The organism is Chitinivibrionales bacterium, from assembly GCA_035516255.1.
Taxonomy (GTDB): domain Bacteria; phylum Fibrobacterota; class Chitinivibrionia; order Chitinivibrionales; family FEN-1185; genus FEN-1185.
Map to the genome: position 1 here is coordinate 1 of DATJAL010000034.1, position 16,061 is coordinate 16,061.

Annotated in this window: 16 protein-coding genes; 11 read left to right on the top strand and 5 right to left on the bottom strand. The window is 48.4% G+C overall.

The annotated features are described in order from the left end of the window. The coding region (locus VLX68_10275) for a cob(I)yrinic acid a,c-diamide adenosyltransferase (GenBank protein HUI92621.1) at nucleotides 1–495 on the top strand (495 nt) is incomplete at its 5' end. A 184-nt stretch (nucleotides 496–679) separates the two neighbouring features. On the opposite strand, the gene VLX68_10280 is transcribed toward VLX68_10275, so the two are convergent. Further along, on the bottom strand, nucleotides 680–1,330 hold the full coding sequence (locus tag VLX68_10280) for a hypothetical protein (GenBank protein HUI92622.1): 651 nt from the start codon (nucleotides 1,328–1,330) through the stop codon (nucleotides 680–682). Nucleotides 1,331–1,537: 207 nt separating this feature from the next. On the opposite strand from VLX68_10280, the gene rpmE reads away from it, so the two are divergent. The 9 genes from rpmE to rsmI all read left to right on the top strand — a co-directional run bounded on the left by rpmE (nucleotide 1,538) and on the right by rsmI (nucleotide 9,301). Further along, nucleotides 1,538–1,750 carry a 50S ribosomal protein L31 gene (rpmE, locus tag VLX68_10285; protein ID HUI92623.1) on the top strand — a complete coding sequence of 71 codons (213 nt, stop codon included), beginning with the start codon at nucleotides 1,538–1,540 and terminating at the stop codon, nucleotides 1,748–1,750. Between the two features lie 115 nt (nucleotides 1,751–1,865). Then, entirely contained in the window at nucleotides 1,866–2,825 is a 960-nt protein-coding gene (locus tag VLX68_10290) for a DUF1385 domain-containing protein (protein HUI92624.1), read from the top strand. Next, nucleotides 2,822–3,907, top strand: a complete 1,086-nt coding sequence (gene prfA, locus VLX68_10295) for a peptide chain release factor 1 (protein ID HUI92625.1) — start codon at nucleotides 2,822–2,824, stop codon at nucleotides 3,905–3,907. Before VLX68_10290 ends, prfA begins: the two co-directional genes overlap by 4 nt. Then, the gene (gene prmC / locus VLX68_10300) at nucleotides 3,907–4,770 is read left to right on the top strand and encodes a peptide chain release factor N(5)-glutamine methyltransferase (protein ID HUI92626.1); all 864 of its coding nucleotides are present in this window, start codon (nucleotides 3,907–3,909) and stop codon (nucleotides 4,768–4,770) included. Before prfA ends, prmC begins: the two co-directional genes overlap by 1 nt. 138 nt (nucleotides 4,771–4,908) lie before the next feature. Then, nucleotides 4,909–5,967: a tetraacyldisaccharide 4'-kinase gene (gene lpxK / locus VLX68_10305; protein HUI92627.1), complete on the top strand. Its 1,059-nt coding sequence runs from the start codon at nucleotides 4,909–4,911 to the stop codon at nucleotides 5,965–5,967. Continuing rightward, nucleotides 5,964–6,338 (top strand): SH3 domain-containing protein, encoded by a 375-nt coding sequence (locus tag VLX68_10310; GenBank protein ID HUI92628.1) that lies wholly within the window; start codon nucleotides 5,964–5,966, stop codon nucleotides 6,336–6,338. The genes lpxK and VLX68_10310 overlap by 4 nt, the downstream gene beginning before the upstream one ends. Before the next feature lie 61 nt (nucleotides 6,339–6,399). Further along, a complete protein-coding gene (locus tag VLX68_10315) occupies nucleotides 6,400–8,133 on the top strand; it encodes a DUF4388 domain-containing protein (protein ID HUI92629.1) in 1,734 nt (577 codons plus the stop codon). Further along, entirely contained in the window at nucleotides 8,114–8,524 is a 411-nt protein-coding gene (gene ruvX / locus VLX68_10320; protein ID HUI92630.1) for a Holliday junction resolvase RuvX, read from the top strand. The genes VLX68_10315 and ruvX overlap by 20 nt, the downstream gene beginning before the upstream one ends. 63 nt (nucleotides 8,525–8,587) lie before the next feature. Further along, the gene (gene rsmI / locus VLX68_10325; GenBank protein HUI92631.1) at nucleotides 8,588–9,301 is read left to right on the top strand and encodes a 16S rRNA (cytidine(1402)-2'-O)-methyltransferase; all 714 of its coding nucleotides are present in this window, start codon (nucleotides 8,588–8,590) and stop codon (nucleotides 9,299–9,301) included. Nucleotides 9,302–9,538: 237 nt separating this feature from the next. On the opposite strand, the gene VLX68_10330 is transcribed toward rsmI, so the two are convergent. From VLX68_10330 to VLX68_10345, 4 genes are read right to left on the bottom strand one after another with little or no spacing between them, the layout of a single operon-like run. Next, nucleotides 9,539–11,218, bottom strand: coding sequence for an AarF/UbiB family protein (locus tag VLX68_10330; GenBank protein HUI92632.1), 1,680 nt, complete (start codon nucleotides 11,216–11,218; stop codon nucleotides 9,539–9,541). A gap of 17 nt (nucleotides 11,219–11,235) precedes the next feature. After that, nucleotides 11,236–11,526, bottom strand: coding sequence for a phasin family protein (locus VLX68_10335; protein HUI92633.1), 291 nt, complete (start codon nucleotides 11,524–11,526; stop codon nucleotides 11,236–11,238). 58 nt (nucleotides 11,527–11,584) lie between these two features. Further along, on the bottom strand, nucleotides 11,585–13,087 hold the full coding sequence (gene gnd / locus VLX68_10340; GenBank protein HUI92634.1) for a decarboxylating NADP(+)-dependent phosphogluconate dehydrogenase: 1,503 nt from the start codon (nucleotides 13,085–13,087) through the stop codon (nucleotides 11,585–11,587). Beyond that, nucleotides 13,062–14,201: a 4-phosphoerythronate dehydrogenase gene (locus VLX68_10345; protein ID HUI92635.1), complete on the bottom strand. Its 1,140-nt coding sequence runs from the start codon at nucleotides 14,199–14,201 to the stop codon at nucleotides 13,062–13,064. The genes gnd and VLX68_10345 overlap by 26 nt, the downstream gene beginning before the upstream one ends. A gap of 137 nt (nucleotides 14,202–14,338) precedes the next feature. Between VLX68_10345 and VLX68_10350 the strand changes: the two genes are divergently transcribed. Beyond that, a complete protein-coding gene (locus VLX68_10350) occupies nucleotides 14,339–16,060 on the top strand; it encodes a hypothetical protein (protein ID HUI92636.1) in 1,722 nt (573 codons plus the stop codon). The last annotated feature ends 1 nt before the right edge of the window (nucleotide 16,061 follow it).

Genomic DNA, 16,061 nt, shown 5'->3' on the forward strand with positions numbered 1-16,061 from the left:
TATACGGGAAACGGAAAAGGCAAGACGACTGCAGCCATTGGATTAGCCATAAGGGCGGCCGGCGCGGGGCTGAAAGTATTGTTTGTCCAGTTTTTAAAAGGCAGGATCGCTTCCGAACATAAAGCATTAAAGAAGTTTAAAAATAAAATCGTTGTACGACAATACGGAAAAAAGTCTTTTATTGAAGGGAAGCCTTCCATCCGGGACATCCAAATTGCCAATAAAGGATTGCTGGAAGCCCAAAGGGCCATATCTGGCCATAAATACGACCTTATCATATTGGATGAGGTTTTACTTGCAATTGACTTAAAATTAATTAAGTTACAAAGAATCATCAAACTGTTAAAAGCAAAACCTAATGATCTTGAATTATTACTGACGGGCAGAAATGCGCCAAGACAAATAATTGAGATTGCCGATCTGGTTACGGAAATGAAGGACATAAAACATTATTATGATTCCAAAGTCAAAGCCAGGATAGGAATTGAGTTTTAAAACATATTGATGAGGATGAATGGAACGGCATTGGTCATTTGAAGGTAGTAATTTGTCTATGAAAGAAAGATTGGCTGCGTCGCATAATATATATTATGTAAACATTTATTTTTGTTCAATTTTATTCTTTTTAAATCTAATAATCTCCCCCATCTTTTCAAATTTCAACTATCTATTTAAAAAATTATTCCTTGAACAAGTCCTTAATTTTCTCACCAAATGACAAAAGATTTTTTAATTCTACCACAGAAAATACCTTCCCATGCCGAAAAACAATAAAGGCATCTTTATTACCTTCAACTGACCAGCCTAAGTTTTGTTCAAAAAAAGATCGTGTTTCTTGGTTAAACCGGCTTGTTATGCGTTCTATATCGTCACCTTTAAGAAAATATTTTGACGAAAATATATGACTGTCAGGGAAGTTAATGTCTTTTTTACCAAAAAACTCACCAATTTTATATAGAATGTTTTCAGGTTCCAGGTAAAAGTAAGGTAAGTTTATTTTCTTCGAAGTCATCAAACAGATTGTTTGACTATGTGTTGTTCTGCTTTTTCCTGAGCCAGTAACATAGGTAAATTGAAAAATATAAGTATTGCTATCTTCCAATTGTTTTTGTAGAAAATCTATAAATCGCTGATCTGTTCCATTCCTAAAAAAATGAAAACGATGGATATATTGTTCTATCAATGATTTGTTCCTATCAGACCAAATGAAATCATTTCTGACTGCAAACTCTTTTAGGTCGGTGACTCTCTTGGCTCGTAAGGTGGCATTCCACCAAATTAATAAGCCTATGATGCCAATAAATACAGTAATAATTATAAATGAATTCATACTTTCCTCCTTTTAAATGAAAAATATTTGTTCCCAAATGTTTATCTGTTTTTAAAATAACCTTTTATTCTCTTCCCCGTTTTCCAACCATAAATATGATATCATAATTTGAATGTTTTATGAATGAATTTCCGTCTATTTGTTTTATTGACTCTTTGGACTCAATCAAGTATTTTTACTGATTCAAAATTTCATTTGGAGGCCTTTGTGAAAGAAAAAATTCATCCTAAATACGAGCTAGCCACGTTTACCTGCTCGTGCGGTAATGTCATTGAAACCAAATCCACCATTAAAAGCACCCATATAGACATCTGCAATAAATGCCATCCTTTTTACACCGGCAAGCAGAAGCTCATCGACAGCGCTGGCCGGGTGGAACGTTTCCAGAAGCGTTACGCTGGCACAAAAAAAGAATCGTAGCACATTTTAAGCTGTTTTGGCGGGCGGAAAGGATTTTTTCTTTCATGCCCGTTTTTATTTCATATAGATAATTTCCGTTTAAAATCAAATATTTTAACCAGGCAAACCCGTTTTTATGAATCTAAAATCGTTAAAAAACAATTCACTTCTTTTGCAGTGCATCCTTATGGGATTTTCGGAAAAAAAATCCAGAGTCGGCGGCCAGGCGATTATCGAGGGCGTTATGATGCGCAGCAAACAGAAAATATCTTGGGCGGTGCGCAGGCCGGATGGCGAAACCGTTGTAGAGCGCTTTCCCTTCGTTTCACTTGCCAACAGGTATAAAATATTATCACTGCCGGTAATTCGCGGGTGCATCAACCTTTACGAGTCGCTTAAAGTCGGATACAATGCTTTGACCCGTTCAGCGCAAATTGCGGCGGGCGAAGCGGTACCGGAACCTCCCAAGCGCCGGAAATCAAAGGATAAATACGCCTTTTTGGCGAGCTTTCTGGTTGCTCTTGCGGTTTCGCTGGGAATTTTTATGTATCTGCCCATGCTTATTTCTCAGGTTTTCCTTAAAAATTCGGCAATCGAGTTCAACATCCTGGCCGGCGCGATCAGGATAACTCTTTTCATCCTTTATCTTGTCCTTATCAGCCTGTGGAAGGACATACGACGGGTTTTTGAATACCATGGCGCCGAGCACAAGGCCATTTTCACTTTTGAAGACGGCAAGGAATTGACATTGGAAAACATGCGTCCCTATTCCACGCACCATCCGCGGTGCGGCACCAGTTTTCTGCTCCTTGTCGCGCTGATATGCATTTTTCTTTTTTCCGTCATAGATTCACTGGTGACTGTTTTAATTGCGCCGTATCCCAATGTAATGATGCGATTTTTTGTTCATATTGCACTTGTCCCGGTTGTGGCGGGGCTCTCGTATGAAGTGCTGCGACTTTCGGACAGGTTCCAGCAAATCCCGCTCGTCCGTTTTTTAATACTTCCGGGATTATGGCTCCAGAACATTACCACAAAAGAACCTGACGACAGCCAGCTGCAGGTAGCCGCGTCCGCGTTAAGGGCTTCCCTATGATTGACAAGATCCAGGAACTCATTGCCCGGCAGAAGGAGCTTGAGACTGAACTCTCCTCCCCTGCCATAATTTCCAATCCTTCGCTTTTGGAAAAACTCGGCCGCGAATACAACGGCTTGAAAAAAAACATGCCTGAATTTCAAAAATACCTTGCCATGATCAAAACCCTTTCCGACAACAAGGAATTACTCGCGACGGAAAGCGATCCCGGGATCAGGGAAATGGCCAAAGAGGAAAAAGAACATATTGAAAAGGAATTGCCGTCTCTCGAACAGACGATCAAGTATCTGCTCGTTCCCAAAGATCCTAACGACTATAAGAACGCGATCATGGAAATCCGCGCGGGCACCGGCGGCATAGAAGCCGGCATTTTCGCCGCCGATTTATACAGAATGTACTCGCATTTTATCGAAAATAAAGGATGGGGCCTCGAAGTGCTCAGCTCCAGCTATGGTGATATTGGCGCCGTAAAGGAAATCATATTCATGGTAAGCGGCGATGAGGCCTACGGCACGCTCAAATTCGAGTCGGGCGTGCACCGCGTGCAGCGGGTACCGCAGACCGAGGCGCAGGGCCGTATCCATACATCGGCCGCGTCGGTCGCGGTGTTTCCCGAAGCTGATGACATCGAGGTCAATATTGACCCTTCGGAAATCCGCATCGATGTGTTCCGCGCCGGGGGCAAGGGCGGCCAGCACGTAAACAAAACCGAGTCCGCGGTGCGCATCGTGCATCTGGAAACAGGGCTTACCGTTTCGTGTCAGGACGAAAAATCGCAACTGAAAAACAAAGCCAAGGCCATGAAAATCCTCTCGTCCCGTCTGTATGACCTGCGCCAGTCCGAAAAACAGGCAAAGGAATCTGCCAGCCGGAAGAGCATGGTCGGCTCAGGCGACAGGAGCGAAAAAATCCGCACCTATAATTTTCCCCAGAACCGGGTGTCGGACCACCGCATCAACCTGACGCTTTACAAACTGGACGCTGTGATGAACGGCGACCTGCGTGACCTCATAACCGCACTCGCCGCAGCCGACCTCAACGAACGCATCCGGCAGTCAGGGACATCGGGTAATGGCACGTAATGGAAACGAAAGCAAAAGTCCTCAGGACGCTTCGGAAATCATTGGCCCCGGTTGCGCAGGAATGCGCCATTTACGAATCAGAACAAATCCTTCAGTACTTACTAAACTGTTCCCGCAGTGACTTATATTTTAAAAATTTTCCGCTTATCGACGACACCGTCGAACGCAGGATACGAACGATCGTCACGCGCAGAATTTCCGGCGAACCGCTTGCCTACATTCTGGGGTCGGTGTTTTTTTATTCTATGGAAATTTCGGTAAATCGTCATGTCCTGATTCCCCGTCCCGAAACGGAAGTTCTCGTTGAAACGATTTTAAAAACAGAACCGCAATCCGCTGAATCGTTTGTTGATTTTGGCACCGGCTCCGGGGCTATTCTTGCCGTTTTATGCAAGGAACGCCCGCTGTGGCACGGATTGGGAATGGATAAATCTTTTGACGCCATAAAAACCGCGCGTCTTAATTGCAAGTCAAACAACGTGACGTTCCTTTGCTCTGATAATTTTTCATCAATCAATCAATCTGTTCAGCAGAAATATGGCTTTGATTTCATTGTAAGTAACCCACCGTATATATCCGGAGACGAAATGAAAAGCCTGGATGCCAGCGTCACGACATTCGAACCGCATTCGGCGCTTTACGGCGGCAACGATGGAATGGATTTTTACAGGCTCTTGGCTAAAGAGGGAAAGAACATTTTAAAGTCTGGAGGCAGATTATACTGTGAAATGGGATCTGATCAAGGTGAGACAATAAGGAATATTTTCCAAAATGCATGTTGGAATAATATCAACATTATTTTTGATTTAGCAGGACGGCAGCGCGTCATTTCTGCATGCCATAATGGCCTGCTATATAAATAATTACACGTTAAGCCTAATCAATTCCTATAAGGAAAGAATGTGATTTGAAATCTAAAAAGTTCCTGCTGGTGGCATTGCCCTATTTATATTACAAGATAGAAATTCCAATTTCATCAACTTCAATATCGATTATAATCAATGCAGCCTCTTGGCAATTCTCCCCTGCCCCGCATTCTTGCGTTTGCATTCGGCATTGTAGTAGCAGTAAGGAATTTTTTTTACGACCATGTGCCTTCGCTTTCCACTGAAGCCGGACGACCGGTGATAAGCGTCGGCGGCGTGCATGCTGGCGGCACGGGAAAAACCCCTATGGCGCTGCTCACGGCAAAATATTTTGTTGAAAAAGGTCGCGGTGCGGCTTTCTTGTGCAGGGGGTATCGGAGGATTAAGAAAAAATTGATAATAGGTAAACCTGGAGTCTCCGCTTCATGGGAAGAAGTCGGCGATGAACCATCCCTGCTTCATTCCGAGCTTCCTGTTTCATGGCTCGGTGTTTACGCGAACCGTGTGGCAGCGGCAAGGGTACTTTGCGGACTTGCCCCCGAAAATTCGGTGTTCATTCTTGACGACGGTTTTCAGCATAGAGGGATAAGGCGCACCCTTGATATTGTCTGCCTTCCGCCCGACGCATTTGGCTCGTGGCTGATGCCTGCCGGAACGCTCCGCGAGCCGTTGAAAAATTGCAGACGCGCTGATATTGTCTGTATCATCGGCAATAAAAAGCAGGTCCACGAACTTATCCAGACAAGGGAAAAGGTCATATCCAGATTAGGCTGCAAGGATGTTTTTATCCTGTACCAGTCTCCGATTGGTTGGAACAATTTGAGAACCGGGGAATCAGCCCCGGTACCGCCATGCAAAAAGGCTGCCCTCGTATGCGGCATTGCCCGGCCAGAGCGTTTTGCAGAGCTTGTGCAAGATATGGGCATCAGCGCCGGCAAAAAGTATTTTTTCAACGACCATCACGCATTTTCGGCGGATGAAGTTGAAGCAATCGGCAGCAGGCCATGCGACGGTATTATTACCACGGAAAAAGACGCAATAAGATTGAACACTTTAAAACTTGTTAATTGCCCGGAAATTTGGTATCTTAAAATAGAACTGGATTTTTTTGACTCCCAGTCCAAAGAAGAGTTTTTCAACCGTTTATACGGTTCAATTTCGAAATACATCCCAACGAGGAGGTGTCCTACATGAAGCGGTTCACCGTATCCATTCTCTGTTTTCTCTTTCTTCTGGTCTCTTCGTTTTCCACCTTTGCAGCGGCCGCAAAGTATGTGGAGATCAAGAACCCGTTTGTCAATGTCTATGAATTTCTTGACCCGAAATCAAACGTGATCACCCAGGCGAAGAAAGGCGATCATTTCGAGCTTGTGTACGAAGGCAAGGCCTGGTACCAGATCAAGATCAAGGACAAGGTCGGCTGGCTGGAAAAAAAGGCCGGCGTGGTGGTCAACAACCCGCAATACCTCCCCATCGGGACGTTTTTCGCGTTTGTGATTCTGTTGCTGGGGACGCTTGTCGCCGTTTCGATGTACATTTACAAACAAAAAGCAGTTGAAGTATAAGTTTGGCCTATGGCCTATGACATACTGTTCAGCCTTTCGCGCGGCCGCCGTTTTTTTGGTTTTGACCGTTTCCATCTCCGTCGCACAGAACGCCGTGGTGGTGACCAAGGACATTGCGCGTGTGCTCCTTCTTCCCTACGGCGACGCCAAGCTTGTCGGGATTGCCAAGAAGGGCGAGAAGTACAAGGTTCTTTCAAAAAAGAATGACTGGTATCAGCTAGAATTCAAGGGAAGCATCGGCTGGATTTTCCAGGCAAATGTAGAAGGAACCCAGCTTGGAGAAGCGGTCCAGTCACAGGCAGCACTTCCCCCTTCCGCGTCTCAGCCTCAACCGGCGCAAGCGCCTCCCGCGACTCCGTCAGCGCCTAAACAGCAAACACCGCCGCCCCAACCGCAGGCGCAATTGCCTTCTGTAAAACAACTGGCCGTGCCGCAAAAGCCGCCTCCCCAGGCTCCTGCCGTACAACAAGCCGCTGCAGATCAGAAAAAGGCGCAGCACAAACAGAAAAAACCGCAGAACATGGCGGTTGACTTGCCGCCGGCACCGGTCACCCCTCTTGCGGGAAGCAAGGAACTTCCAACCTATTCGCCAGAATCGGCAGAGGCTGGGGCGAATCCTCGGCAGCCCTCCGAAAAGTCCAGCGAAGCTTCAGCAAAGCTGCAACCGAAATCGGAAGCCACGCAAAATGCATCGGCTTCTAGCGAGACCGCCGCAGCTGTTCCGGAAATGAAATATTTTGAGGTCACCGAAAGCACTGCCAAGATATTGGCCCGCGTTAGCCCTGAATCACCAATCCTTGGCATGGCGCACCAAAACGACTGTTATCCCCTTATCTACGCCGGCGCATCATGGTGCAAGATACTTTTCGGTACCGACACCGGATGGGTCGAACTCAGGTGCGGAAAAATCGTCAACACCCCGTCGGTGGCCCCGAACATATCACGCATCGTGATTTTTACCACGGTGGGCGTGGCGGGCCTGCTGCTCATCGGCGTTCTCATTATTGTACTTGTCAATTCGTTCAGGGGCAGGGCCGCGCGCAAGGTAACGGTGAAAAAAGACCTGCTCATCATTGCGCAAACGGAAAAGGAGATCCAGCACTCACTCACCGATTCCATGATCACCTTGTCAAAATGCTTTTCCGAAATCGGATTCCACATTAATTACGCAACCGATTTCGAGCATGCAAAAGGCATGATCGCCCACTACCTCCCGGACGTGATCGTGGTTGACTGGCAGTTGAAAACCAACGCGCTGGCGGCAGTTGAGTCGTTCCTTTCGGACCGTACCTCGACCTCCAACATCCTTGTCATATTCTACAACGTGCCTGATTCTCATCAGGTGCCGGCGAACAAGGAACTGCCCAATGTCCATTACCTCGGCATTGTCTTTTCGGACCGGGAAATTTTCAAGCTGGTCACTCCGCTCATCATCACCGAATCCGAAACCAAGGCGATTCGGAAGAGCGTGGAGACATCGGCGCTCGGGGGTGAAATCGGGCATGGCAGCCTTATCGAGGTGATGCAATTCATTGAAATCGGCAGGAAAACGGGGTGCCTTTACATTGTGCTCGACAAACCGTTCGGGCTCTGTTACTTCGAGCAGGGGCGCCTCACCTACGCGGCAACGCAGACCAGGCAGGGCCGCGACGCGGTTTTTGAAGTGCTCAATCTTAAAAAGGGGCATTTTCATTTTGTGCTCGATAAAACCTCGCAGACGAAAAACGTGGATTTATCCACCCTCGAAATCCTCATGGAATGGACGAAAACGGTTGATGAAGCTCATCGGAGTTGACTACGGCCAAAGAAGGATCGGCCTTGCGGTAACCGATGAAACCGGCGAGTTCATTCGAAGCCTTCCCACCTTCGCGAGAAAAAAAAACGAACCTTTTCTCGCTGCGCTCGCCGAAATCATCAAACGTGAAAACCCTTCGCGGATCATCGTGGGCCTTCCCCTCGATGCCGATGACCGCGATACCGCCATGTCACGCGAAATCCGCTTGTTTGCGGAAAAGCTCGGCCGGGCGGCCTCCCTCCCGGTCCATTTTGTCGATGAGAGCATGACATCGAGAAAGGCCCATAAGATTATTCTCAATCGTAAAAAGAAAATCAGACGGGCCAAGGAGAATACCGACCGGATCGCGGCGTGCCTGATTCTTGAGGCATATCAAAAGGAAAACCAATAAGTCCCACGGTAAGTCTTGCCTGGAGCGGATCATGGTAAAAACCTATCACGGAAAAGAGCAACAATGGCCGTTTTATATGTTGTCTCCACCCCCATTGGGAATCTTGACGACATAAGCATTCGCGCGAAAAAAATATTGGGAACAGTGTCCATGGTACTCGCCGAGGACACACGCCAGTCGCGAATCTTGCTGAGCCATATCGGCGCATCCCCGAAGCTGGTCGCGTTCCACGATTTCAACAAAGAAAAAGCTGCGCCGGCAATCATCGCGGTGCTGAAGCAAGGCACCGACATGGCAATTATCTGCGACGCGGGAACGCCGGGCATTGCCGACGAGGCATTCTATCTCGTGCGCGAGGCGATCCGCAACGGCATAGCCGTTGTTCCGGTGCCGGGCGCAAGCGCTTTGCTCGCCGCGCTGGTCGGCAGCGGGCTCCCGACCGACAGGTTCGTGTTTGAAAATTTTCTTCCCGCAAAAAGCGGCCGAAGGCGTAAATTCCTCGAAGAACTTAAAAGCGAGCATCGTACTGTCGTATTTTATGAGTCGCCGTTCAGGATTGTCAAGATGCTCGGCGAGATGAATGAAGTTCTCGGCGACGTTTCGGTGGCAATCGGACGGGAACTCACGAAGATCCACGAGGAGTTCCTGCGCGGTACGCCGAAATCCCTGCTCGAGCATTTCTCCAAAAACAAGCCGCGCGGGGAAATGGTGGTGGTGGTGAATACAAGGGTGCCGGCAAATGAAACGAACAGGACGGCGCACGGCTCGACATCTTAGCCATGTGGCACATGTGAAACAATCCTATCCTTTATTACGCCTGGTATCTTTAAAATCATCATGGATATTTCCAGCGCTTCTCCCCTGCCTGGTTCTCTGCCACCGTAATAAAGCCATCTGTTGGTAATTCCTCTCAGTAAATTTAGAATGAAAGTTTCCGGTTCACGTGTCGTCGCTTTATTGCTATATTTTTTTTGCCAGGCCTCATCTATCATTTACCAGATAATCACGAATACGTCATATTTTTTTGCGCCATAGGGCCGTAATGATAAGCCAGAAGGCGACAATACCGGCTGCAATAAACCCGATAATGCCGAAAAGGGGGATTTCAAAAATCCTGGGGGGAATTCCGGAATGCACCACCAAGGCAGAGCCGACGATGAGCGCCGCAAGGACAATGGAAAAAACAAGACGGTTGACAAGGACGGCAGCGGTACTCAACACCGGTTCAAGCCCGCGATGCTCAAATTCAACATGCATTTTTCCTGCCTTTATGAGACTGATGATTTCCTTGACATCATAAGGCATGCCGCCAAGAATACGGCTTAACTCAGAGCTGGAAGAAAACATTTTATAAAGCCCGGAAAAGAAATTGACGCGTTGCGCCAGCATTTTTTTTGCAAACAGCTCAATGTGACTAATCAGCGTGAACTCAGGATCAAGGCTGTATCCCACCCCTTCGATTATGACAATGGCCTTTATCAACAGAAAAAAACCCGGAAGTACTTTTATGTGGTGGTTTACAATGAGCCTCATAAGCCGGGACAGCAACTCGCCCAAGTTTATATTGCGGAGTGACACAAGTCCGTAGTCCTCAAGTAACTCGGTGACCTCGTATTCCAGCCCCTGAGGATCAATAATGGAATGATGACTCTCCTCCGCGATGATGCGAACGATCCTGCGGGGGTCGTTATTCACCACGCCAAGAAGTATTGATACAATATATTCCTTAAGCGTCGGGGACAACAGTCCCATGATGCCGAAATCGAGAAAACATACCACATTGCCGGGCAGAATCAGCAGATTTCCCGGATGAGGGTCGGCATGAAAGAAACCGTGCTCGAAAATTTGCCTAAGGACAAGGTTAGTTCCCCGTTCCGCTATCAGGTGCGGATCGAGGCCAGCCTCGCGAATCTTGCTTACGTCTGTCGCCTTGATGCCGTCAATGAACTCAGTGGTAATTACCCGCCGGGTTGTCATGGGGCGGAAGACTCTTGGAACGCGAATCGTACTGTCACTTTTGAAATTTTCGGCGAACCTTTCCATGTGCAAGGCCTCGTTTCTGAAATCCAACTCTTTGCGGATGCTGTGGGCGAATTCGCCACAAATGCTCACAGGATCGAAATATCGCGCCTCCCCAACATGCCTTTCGATCGTCGAGGCCATAGCACATAAGATATCGATGTCGGTCTCTATCATCTGTTCCAACATTGGCCGCTGAATCTTGACGGCGACCGGGGTTCCGTCACCGAGTTTAGCACGATGCACCTGTGCCATCGAGGCTGCGGCGACAGGAACCTCCGAAAATTCCGCAAAAAGTTCAACGACCGGTTTTTGCAGCTCTCGCTCGAGGACATGCACCGCTTCTTGCGGGTCAAACGGCGTGACTGAGTCTTGCAGATCGCGGAGCGCAACAATGATCTCCGGTGGCAGTACGTCGGGACGGCTGCTCATGAACTGACCAAGCTTGATGAACGTAGGGCCCAACTCTGAAAATGCCATGCGGAGACGGTTACCGCGTGACAACTGCCTCACGCCAGGATCGGTTCCTTTTTGTCCCCGTAAATTCAATCGCCGGTCGAGCTGGAATGTTGCAAGCAGATCGTCGAATCCGTATTTCACCAATATCCCTATAATTTCGCCATACCTTGCGATATGCCGATAGGTGCGTCCAATGGTGGGAATTCTGCGGACCATGAAAATCTATTTATGATTTACTTCTTCCCCTCAAGCTCCCTGATCCTGTCCTCAAGCTTCTTCATCTCCGCACGAGTAGGAATGTCGAGTTTTGTCACCGCCGTATGCACGGCGTTGTCAACCAGCTTCTCGACGCTTTTTCTGGCCTCTTCCGACTTCTTGAGAAGCTCCTCGACGAATTTCTTTCCTTCGCCCTCCTTGATCTTGGCCTCCTCAACGATTTTCTTCGCCGCCTCCTCGGCCTTCTCCTTTGTCATGAACGCGAGCCCGACGCCTGCAAGAACCGTCTTTTTGATGAGTTCAACCATACAAGTCCTCCTGTTAAGGTGTGTTTCCTATTTTTATTTCGTTCGTTGCGCTGAAAAATTACGCGTTATACCTTCCCGCGGTTGTTTCTCCCCCATTGCCGGTCCAATCGAAATGGAAAAACACGCCACGGGGCCGGTCGTTCCGTTCATAAGCATGTGCTCCAAAATAATCACGCTGAGCCTGGATCAAATTCGCCGGCAGGTTATTGCATCGGTATCCGTCATAAAACGACAAGGCGCTGGACATTGCCGGCACCGGGATGCCTGCTTCGACGGCGGCGGCAACGGTTTCTCTCCAGCCACCCTGACATTTTTCCAGCGATGTATTGAAATAATCATCGAGAAAAAGTGATGGCAGGCTTGGGTTCTTCTCAAAGGCCGCTTTGATCCTGTCCAGAAATACGCTTCTGATGATGCACCCCCCGCGCCATACCGAGGCTATTGTTCCCGGATCAAGGTTCCACCGGTATTCTTTTGAAGCTTTGTCAAGAAGCATGAATCCTTGGCAATAAGACACCATTTTGGATGCGAAAAGGGCCTGTTGAAGATTGTTAAGCCAATTTTTTGTATCGGATAAATTTTTCAGTTTTGGTCCCTTCAGCAATTTGGATCCTACCGAGCGATCATCCTTAAGGGCAGAAAGATCCCTGCTTAAAACCGCCTCGGTGATAAGGGCGAGCGGAACGCCAAGGTCAAGTGCGCTTGCCGATACCCATTTTCCTGTCCCCTTCTGGCCGGTTACATCAAGGATTTTGTCGATGAGAAATTTACCGTCCGCATCTTTGATAGTGAGTAATTTCCCCGTAATTTGGATAAGATAACTGTTCAGTTCGCCGTTGTTCCATTCCGTAAATGCAGATGCTATTTCTGGCACTTTCATGCCGAGGCCATCCCGCATGATTTGATACGCTTCCGCGATGCACTGTAGATCGCCGTATTCAATACCATTGTGCGCCATTTTTACAAAATGACCTGCGCCGTTTTCCCCCATCCATTCGCAACACGGCATGCCATCGGCTGCTTTTGCGCAAATGGCGGTAAATATACCTTTGACAAGCGGCCACGCGGCTTTGCTTCCGCCGGGCATTAAAGAAGGCCCATTTCGCGCACCTTGTTCGCCTCCTGAAACACCGCACCCGATGTATAAAAGGCCTTTGCTTTCAAGGTACTTGGCGCGACGCATGGAATCGCTGAAATGCGAGTTGCCTCCGTCAACGATACAGTCGCCGGTATCAAGGCATGGAAGCAAAAGCTCAATGAATTCATCTACTGCCCTGCCTGCTTTGATCATAAGCATTACTTTTCGCGGCTTTGCGAGAAGTTCGGCCATTTCCCGGAGGTCATGCGCGGCAACGATGTTTCTTCCTCTTGCCGGTCCATCAAAGAATTTGTTCAGCTTTGAGGCGGTCCTGTTGAATGCGACAACGGTAAAACCCCGCTCCGCCAAATTAAGAATCAAATTCTGACCCATCACCGCCAACCCGACAACTGCAATGTCACCTTTAGCATTTGTCACAAAAGCCTCATTGATGAGATTATTTAATTTCCATTTTGAATCCAAGCTTTTTCAACACCGACGCATCGTTTTCAGCATTGTCATCACGTACCACAAAAGTATGGTTGCAAAATTCAAGCCGTTTGTAATAATTATTCCTCAGCCCGCTGAAAAAATCCGCTCGTTTGGGGATATCCAACCGAATGATTTTTCTGAAATTACGGTCATCTTCCATAATCGGATATGCGCGGTTGATAACTTCGCGAATCACATTGTCGCTTTTTGAAACAAGTATGGGAACTGGTTTTTCGTTGTCACGCATGTCATGGCCGTGCCATTTTACTTCCTGTTTAAAATAATCGCACGCGGCTTCATAGATCATTTTTGTTCCCAGCAATTTTCCGTCGAAGGAATGGCCTGCGATATGCGGCGTTGCGATGTCGCATATGGCAATGGTGGCGGCGCTGGGCTCCGGCTCATTGCTCCAGACGTCGAGGACAACGCAACCGAGTCTTTCCCTCCTTTTTTTTAGCGCTGACTCATCAACCACGTCCCCCCGGCTCGTGTTTATAAACAGGGCACCTTTTTTCATTGATGAAATAAATTCCTCGTTCACCATGCGAAATGTGGCATCGCGGCCTTCAAACGACAAGGGGACATGAAGGGAGATTATATCGGATTCATCGAGTAGTTTTGACAGGGGCAGATAATCTTTACCGCCGGTACGCCTTTGTATCGGCGGATCGTTGAGGAGACAGCGAATTCCAAGTGCCTGGCAAAGGTGAATTACGCGTCGTCCCACTTTCCCCACGCCAATGACGCCGAGCGTCATCCCGTTCAGCTTTATGTTCATTTCATGCGCGCAATGCACAAGGGCGGACACGACGTATTCCGCAACTGATTCGGCGTTTGAACCGGGCGCGTGCGAAAAGCCTATGTTTCGGCCGCGCAAATACGAAACATCAATATGATCGATACCGGAGGTTGCGGTTGCCACGTATTTCACCGCAGTATCCTCAAGAAGCTCCCGGTTTATGAGAATGACCGAACGCGCGAGCAGAACGTCGATATTGCGGAGTTTCTCCCTGGTTATGCTGCGTCCCTCAATGGTCACCACATCGCCAAACTGCGCAAATGCCTCTGCGGCAAAGGGAATATTTGAATCAGCCAGAATTTTCATGGTTGTGATAGGAAAAATAACATTCCGACTTCAACAGCCCAAAATAAAATCCATGCCCCTCAGATTGCGCAAATTAATTTTGAAACGAACCAGAATCACTATCGCCAGGTCACTCTCTTCAGAACGACCGTCTTCCAATGTATAATCAAAACGACCCCGCTTCCCTTGAAAAATATTCATCGGCAATAACGCTGTCCGACATGGAAGTGTTTATCTTCCCCGAGCTGCTTTTTTCGCTTGTTCTTGCGAATGCCATGTCGCCTGCGTTGTGGAAATGGCGCAATGCCCCTTGGTTTTCAGGCATGGATACGCTGACCCCTTACCGCAGGCTTCTACGCACAAAACAGTACATCATTGACAATTTCATCTTCAACCTCGACCTCGACACCTGGGGATTGACCACCAAGGAAAAAGAGCTCGCGCGGTTTTCCTCGTTCATCAGCAAGGAGGCGCTCGCACAAAGCAATGCGCTGTTCGGCTACGAAGGCGACAAATATTATTTCGACATCGACATTCGGCGGCATTTCGGGCTCGACAAATATTCCACCAACGTGATCCCGTATTGGAAAACCGAAACCCTTGAGGCCATGGAGGCATTCCGCCATAAACCCGGATACAATACCGGCGCAGGCGAGTGCGTGTCGCTTTCGACCCTCTATGCGGCTGCGATGTTCGTGGTGGCCCGCCTTCCGCTCGAAAACATTTTTCTCATGGCAACGCCGCTTCATTCGCAGAATTTCGTGGACATCAACGGCGGCGTCATCACCAACAACAGGCGCATCGTGACCAAAAACATGTGGTTCAACGGCTCTGAACTGAGCGAAAAGGCGCGGCGTGCGCTTACGCACGAGCGTATCACGGTTGTGGCGCACCATACGGGATACATTCATACGTTCTATGATGCCGCGACGATCTCAAGGACGGATTACGAACGGTTCTCCCGGCATCTTTCCGAGTACCTCTCCACGGACATCAGCTTCGAAATCCTGGCCAATTTTCTCAGGCAAAACAGCAAATTGCAGAAATGCTTCCAGATCATGCATGACTGCGGCGGCAAACCCCGGTACATCGAGGCGGAAAAGGTCTATTCATACGAGCACAACAGCAAATTCAAGGTGAGCGACGACACGCGCGACCACCTCCTTCACGAAATTGACGAAGACGAATTCTATCCCGAGCCGCTCCCCAACCGTCTCATGCTGCGCGAGGTGGAGGAATTTTTTAAATCGAACCGGATTTCGCTCGACCATGTCGCATCGATCGATGATTTGAAAAAACAACTACGCCATTCCTGCTTCAATTCCGAAGAAGTCATGAAGGACCTTGTCAAGTTCTGCCGCATCACGCCGCTGCTGCCTTCAACCGAGAAAAAATGGATGCCGCCGCAGCCTATTGCCATCAGCAATTCAATGCCGCGCGAGCAGATCGTGGACTATCTCGAATCCATTCGCGGAGAAAACCCTGTGGCCGACCTTGCCTTTACCGCGTTCCGGGATCTGAGGCGCAGCCCCTGGAAGCCGTTCCTGAAGGCCGCGCTTGAAAGAAACCCCGTTTCCATTGCAGGCTGCGCGAAGCTTGACATACCGGATGCGGCCCGCAAACTCTCGGAACTCCCGAACGAATCCATTTACGACGCCTCACGATTGGCCCAGCCCGACGAAGTGTGGAATTACGGACAAGGAGACGGGCTTGAGAAGGCACTATGCCTGTTCAACGTTCTCCGCGACAGGCTTCCGGAAGAAAAGGCGGGATTAAAAGGGGACGGAAAAAAAGTCATCGTGTTCGGCGGAAACCGCGAATATGAATTTGAAAGTAAGAAAGACCTGTCCCTGCCACGCGAAAGTGATTTCGTATTTTAGG

Excerpts from the sequence above, each read along its gene's own strand:
- rsmI (HUI92631.1), top strand. The coding sequence starts at position 8,588 with ATGGCCGTTTTATATGTTGTCTCCACCCCCATTGGGAATCTTGACGAC.
- prmC (HUI92626.1), top strand. The coding sequence starts at position 3,907 with ATGGAAACGAAAGCAAAAGTCCTCAGGACGCTTCGGAAATCATTGGCC.
- VLX68_10330 (HUI92632.1), bottom strand. The coding sequence starts at position 11,218 with ATGGTCCGCAGAATTCCCACCATTGGACGCACCTATCGGCATATCGCA.
- VLX68_10345 (HUI92635.1), bottom strand. The coding sequence starts at position 14,201 with ATGAAAATTCTGGCTGATTCAAATATTCCCTTTGCCGCAGAGGCATTT.
- VLX68_10290 (HUI92624.1), top strand. The coding sequence starts at position 1,866 with ATGAATCTAAAATCGTTAAAAAACAATTCACTTCTTTTGCAGTGCATC.
- VLX68_10350 (HUI92636.1), top strand. The coding sequence starts at position 14,339 with ATGTATAATCAAAACGACCCCGCTTCCCTTGAAAAATATTCATCGGCA.
- ruvX (HUI92630.1), top strand. The coding sequence starts at position 8,114 with ATGAAGCTCATCGGAGTTGACTACGGCCAAAGAAGGATCGGCCTTGCG.
- VLX68_10335 (HUI92633.1), bottom strand. The coding sequence starts at position 11,526 with ATGGTTGAACTCATCAAAAAGACGGTTCTTGCAGGCGTCGGGCTCGCG.
- lpxK (HUI92627.1), top strand. The coding sequence starts at position 4,909 with ATGCAGCCTCTTGGCAATTCTCCCCTGCCCCGCATTCTTGCGTTTGCA.
- VLX68_10280 (HUI92622.1), bottom strand. The coding sequence starts at position 1,330 with ATGAATTCATTTATAATTATTACTGTATTTATTGGCATCATAGGCTTA.
- prfA (HUI92625.1), top strand. The coding sequence starts at position 2,822 with ATGATTGACAAGATCCAGGAACTCATTGCCCGGCAGAAGGAGCTTGAG.
- VLX68_10310 (HUI92628.1), top strand. The coding sequence starts at position 5,964 with ATGAAGCGGTTCACCGTATCCATTCTCTGTTTTCTCTTTCTTCTGGTC.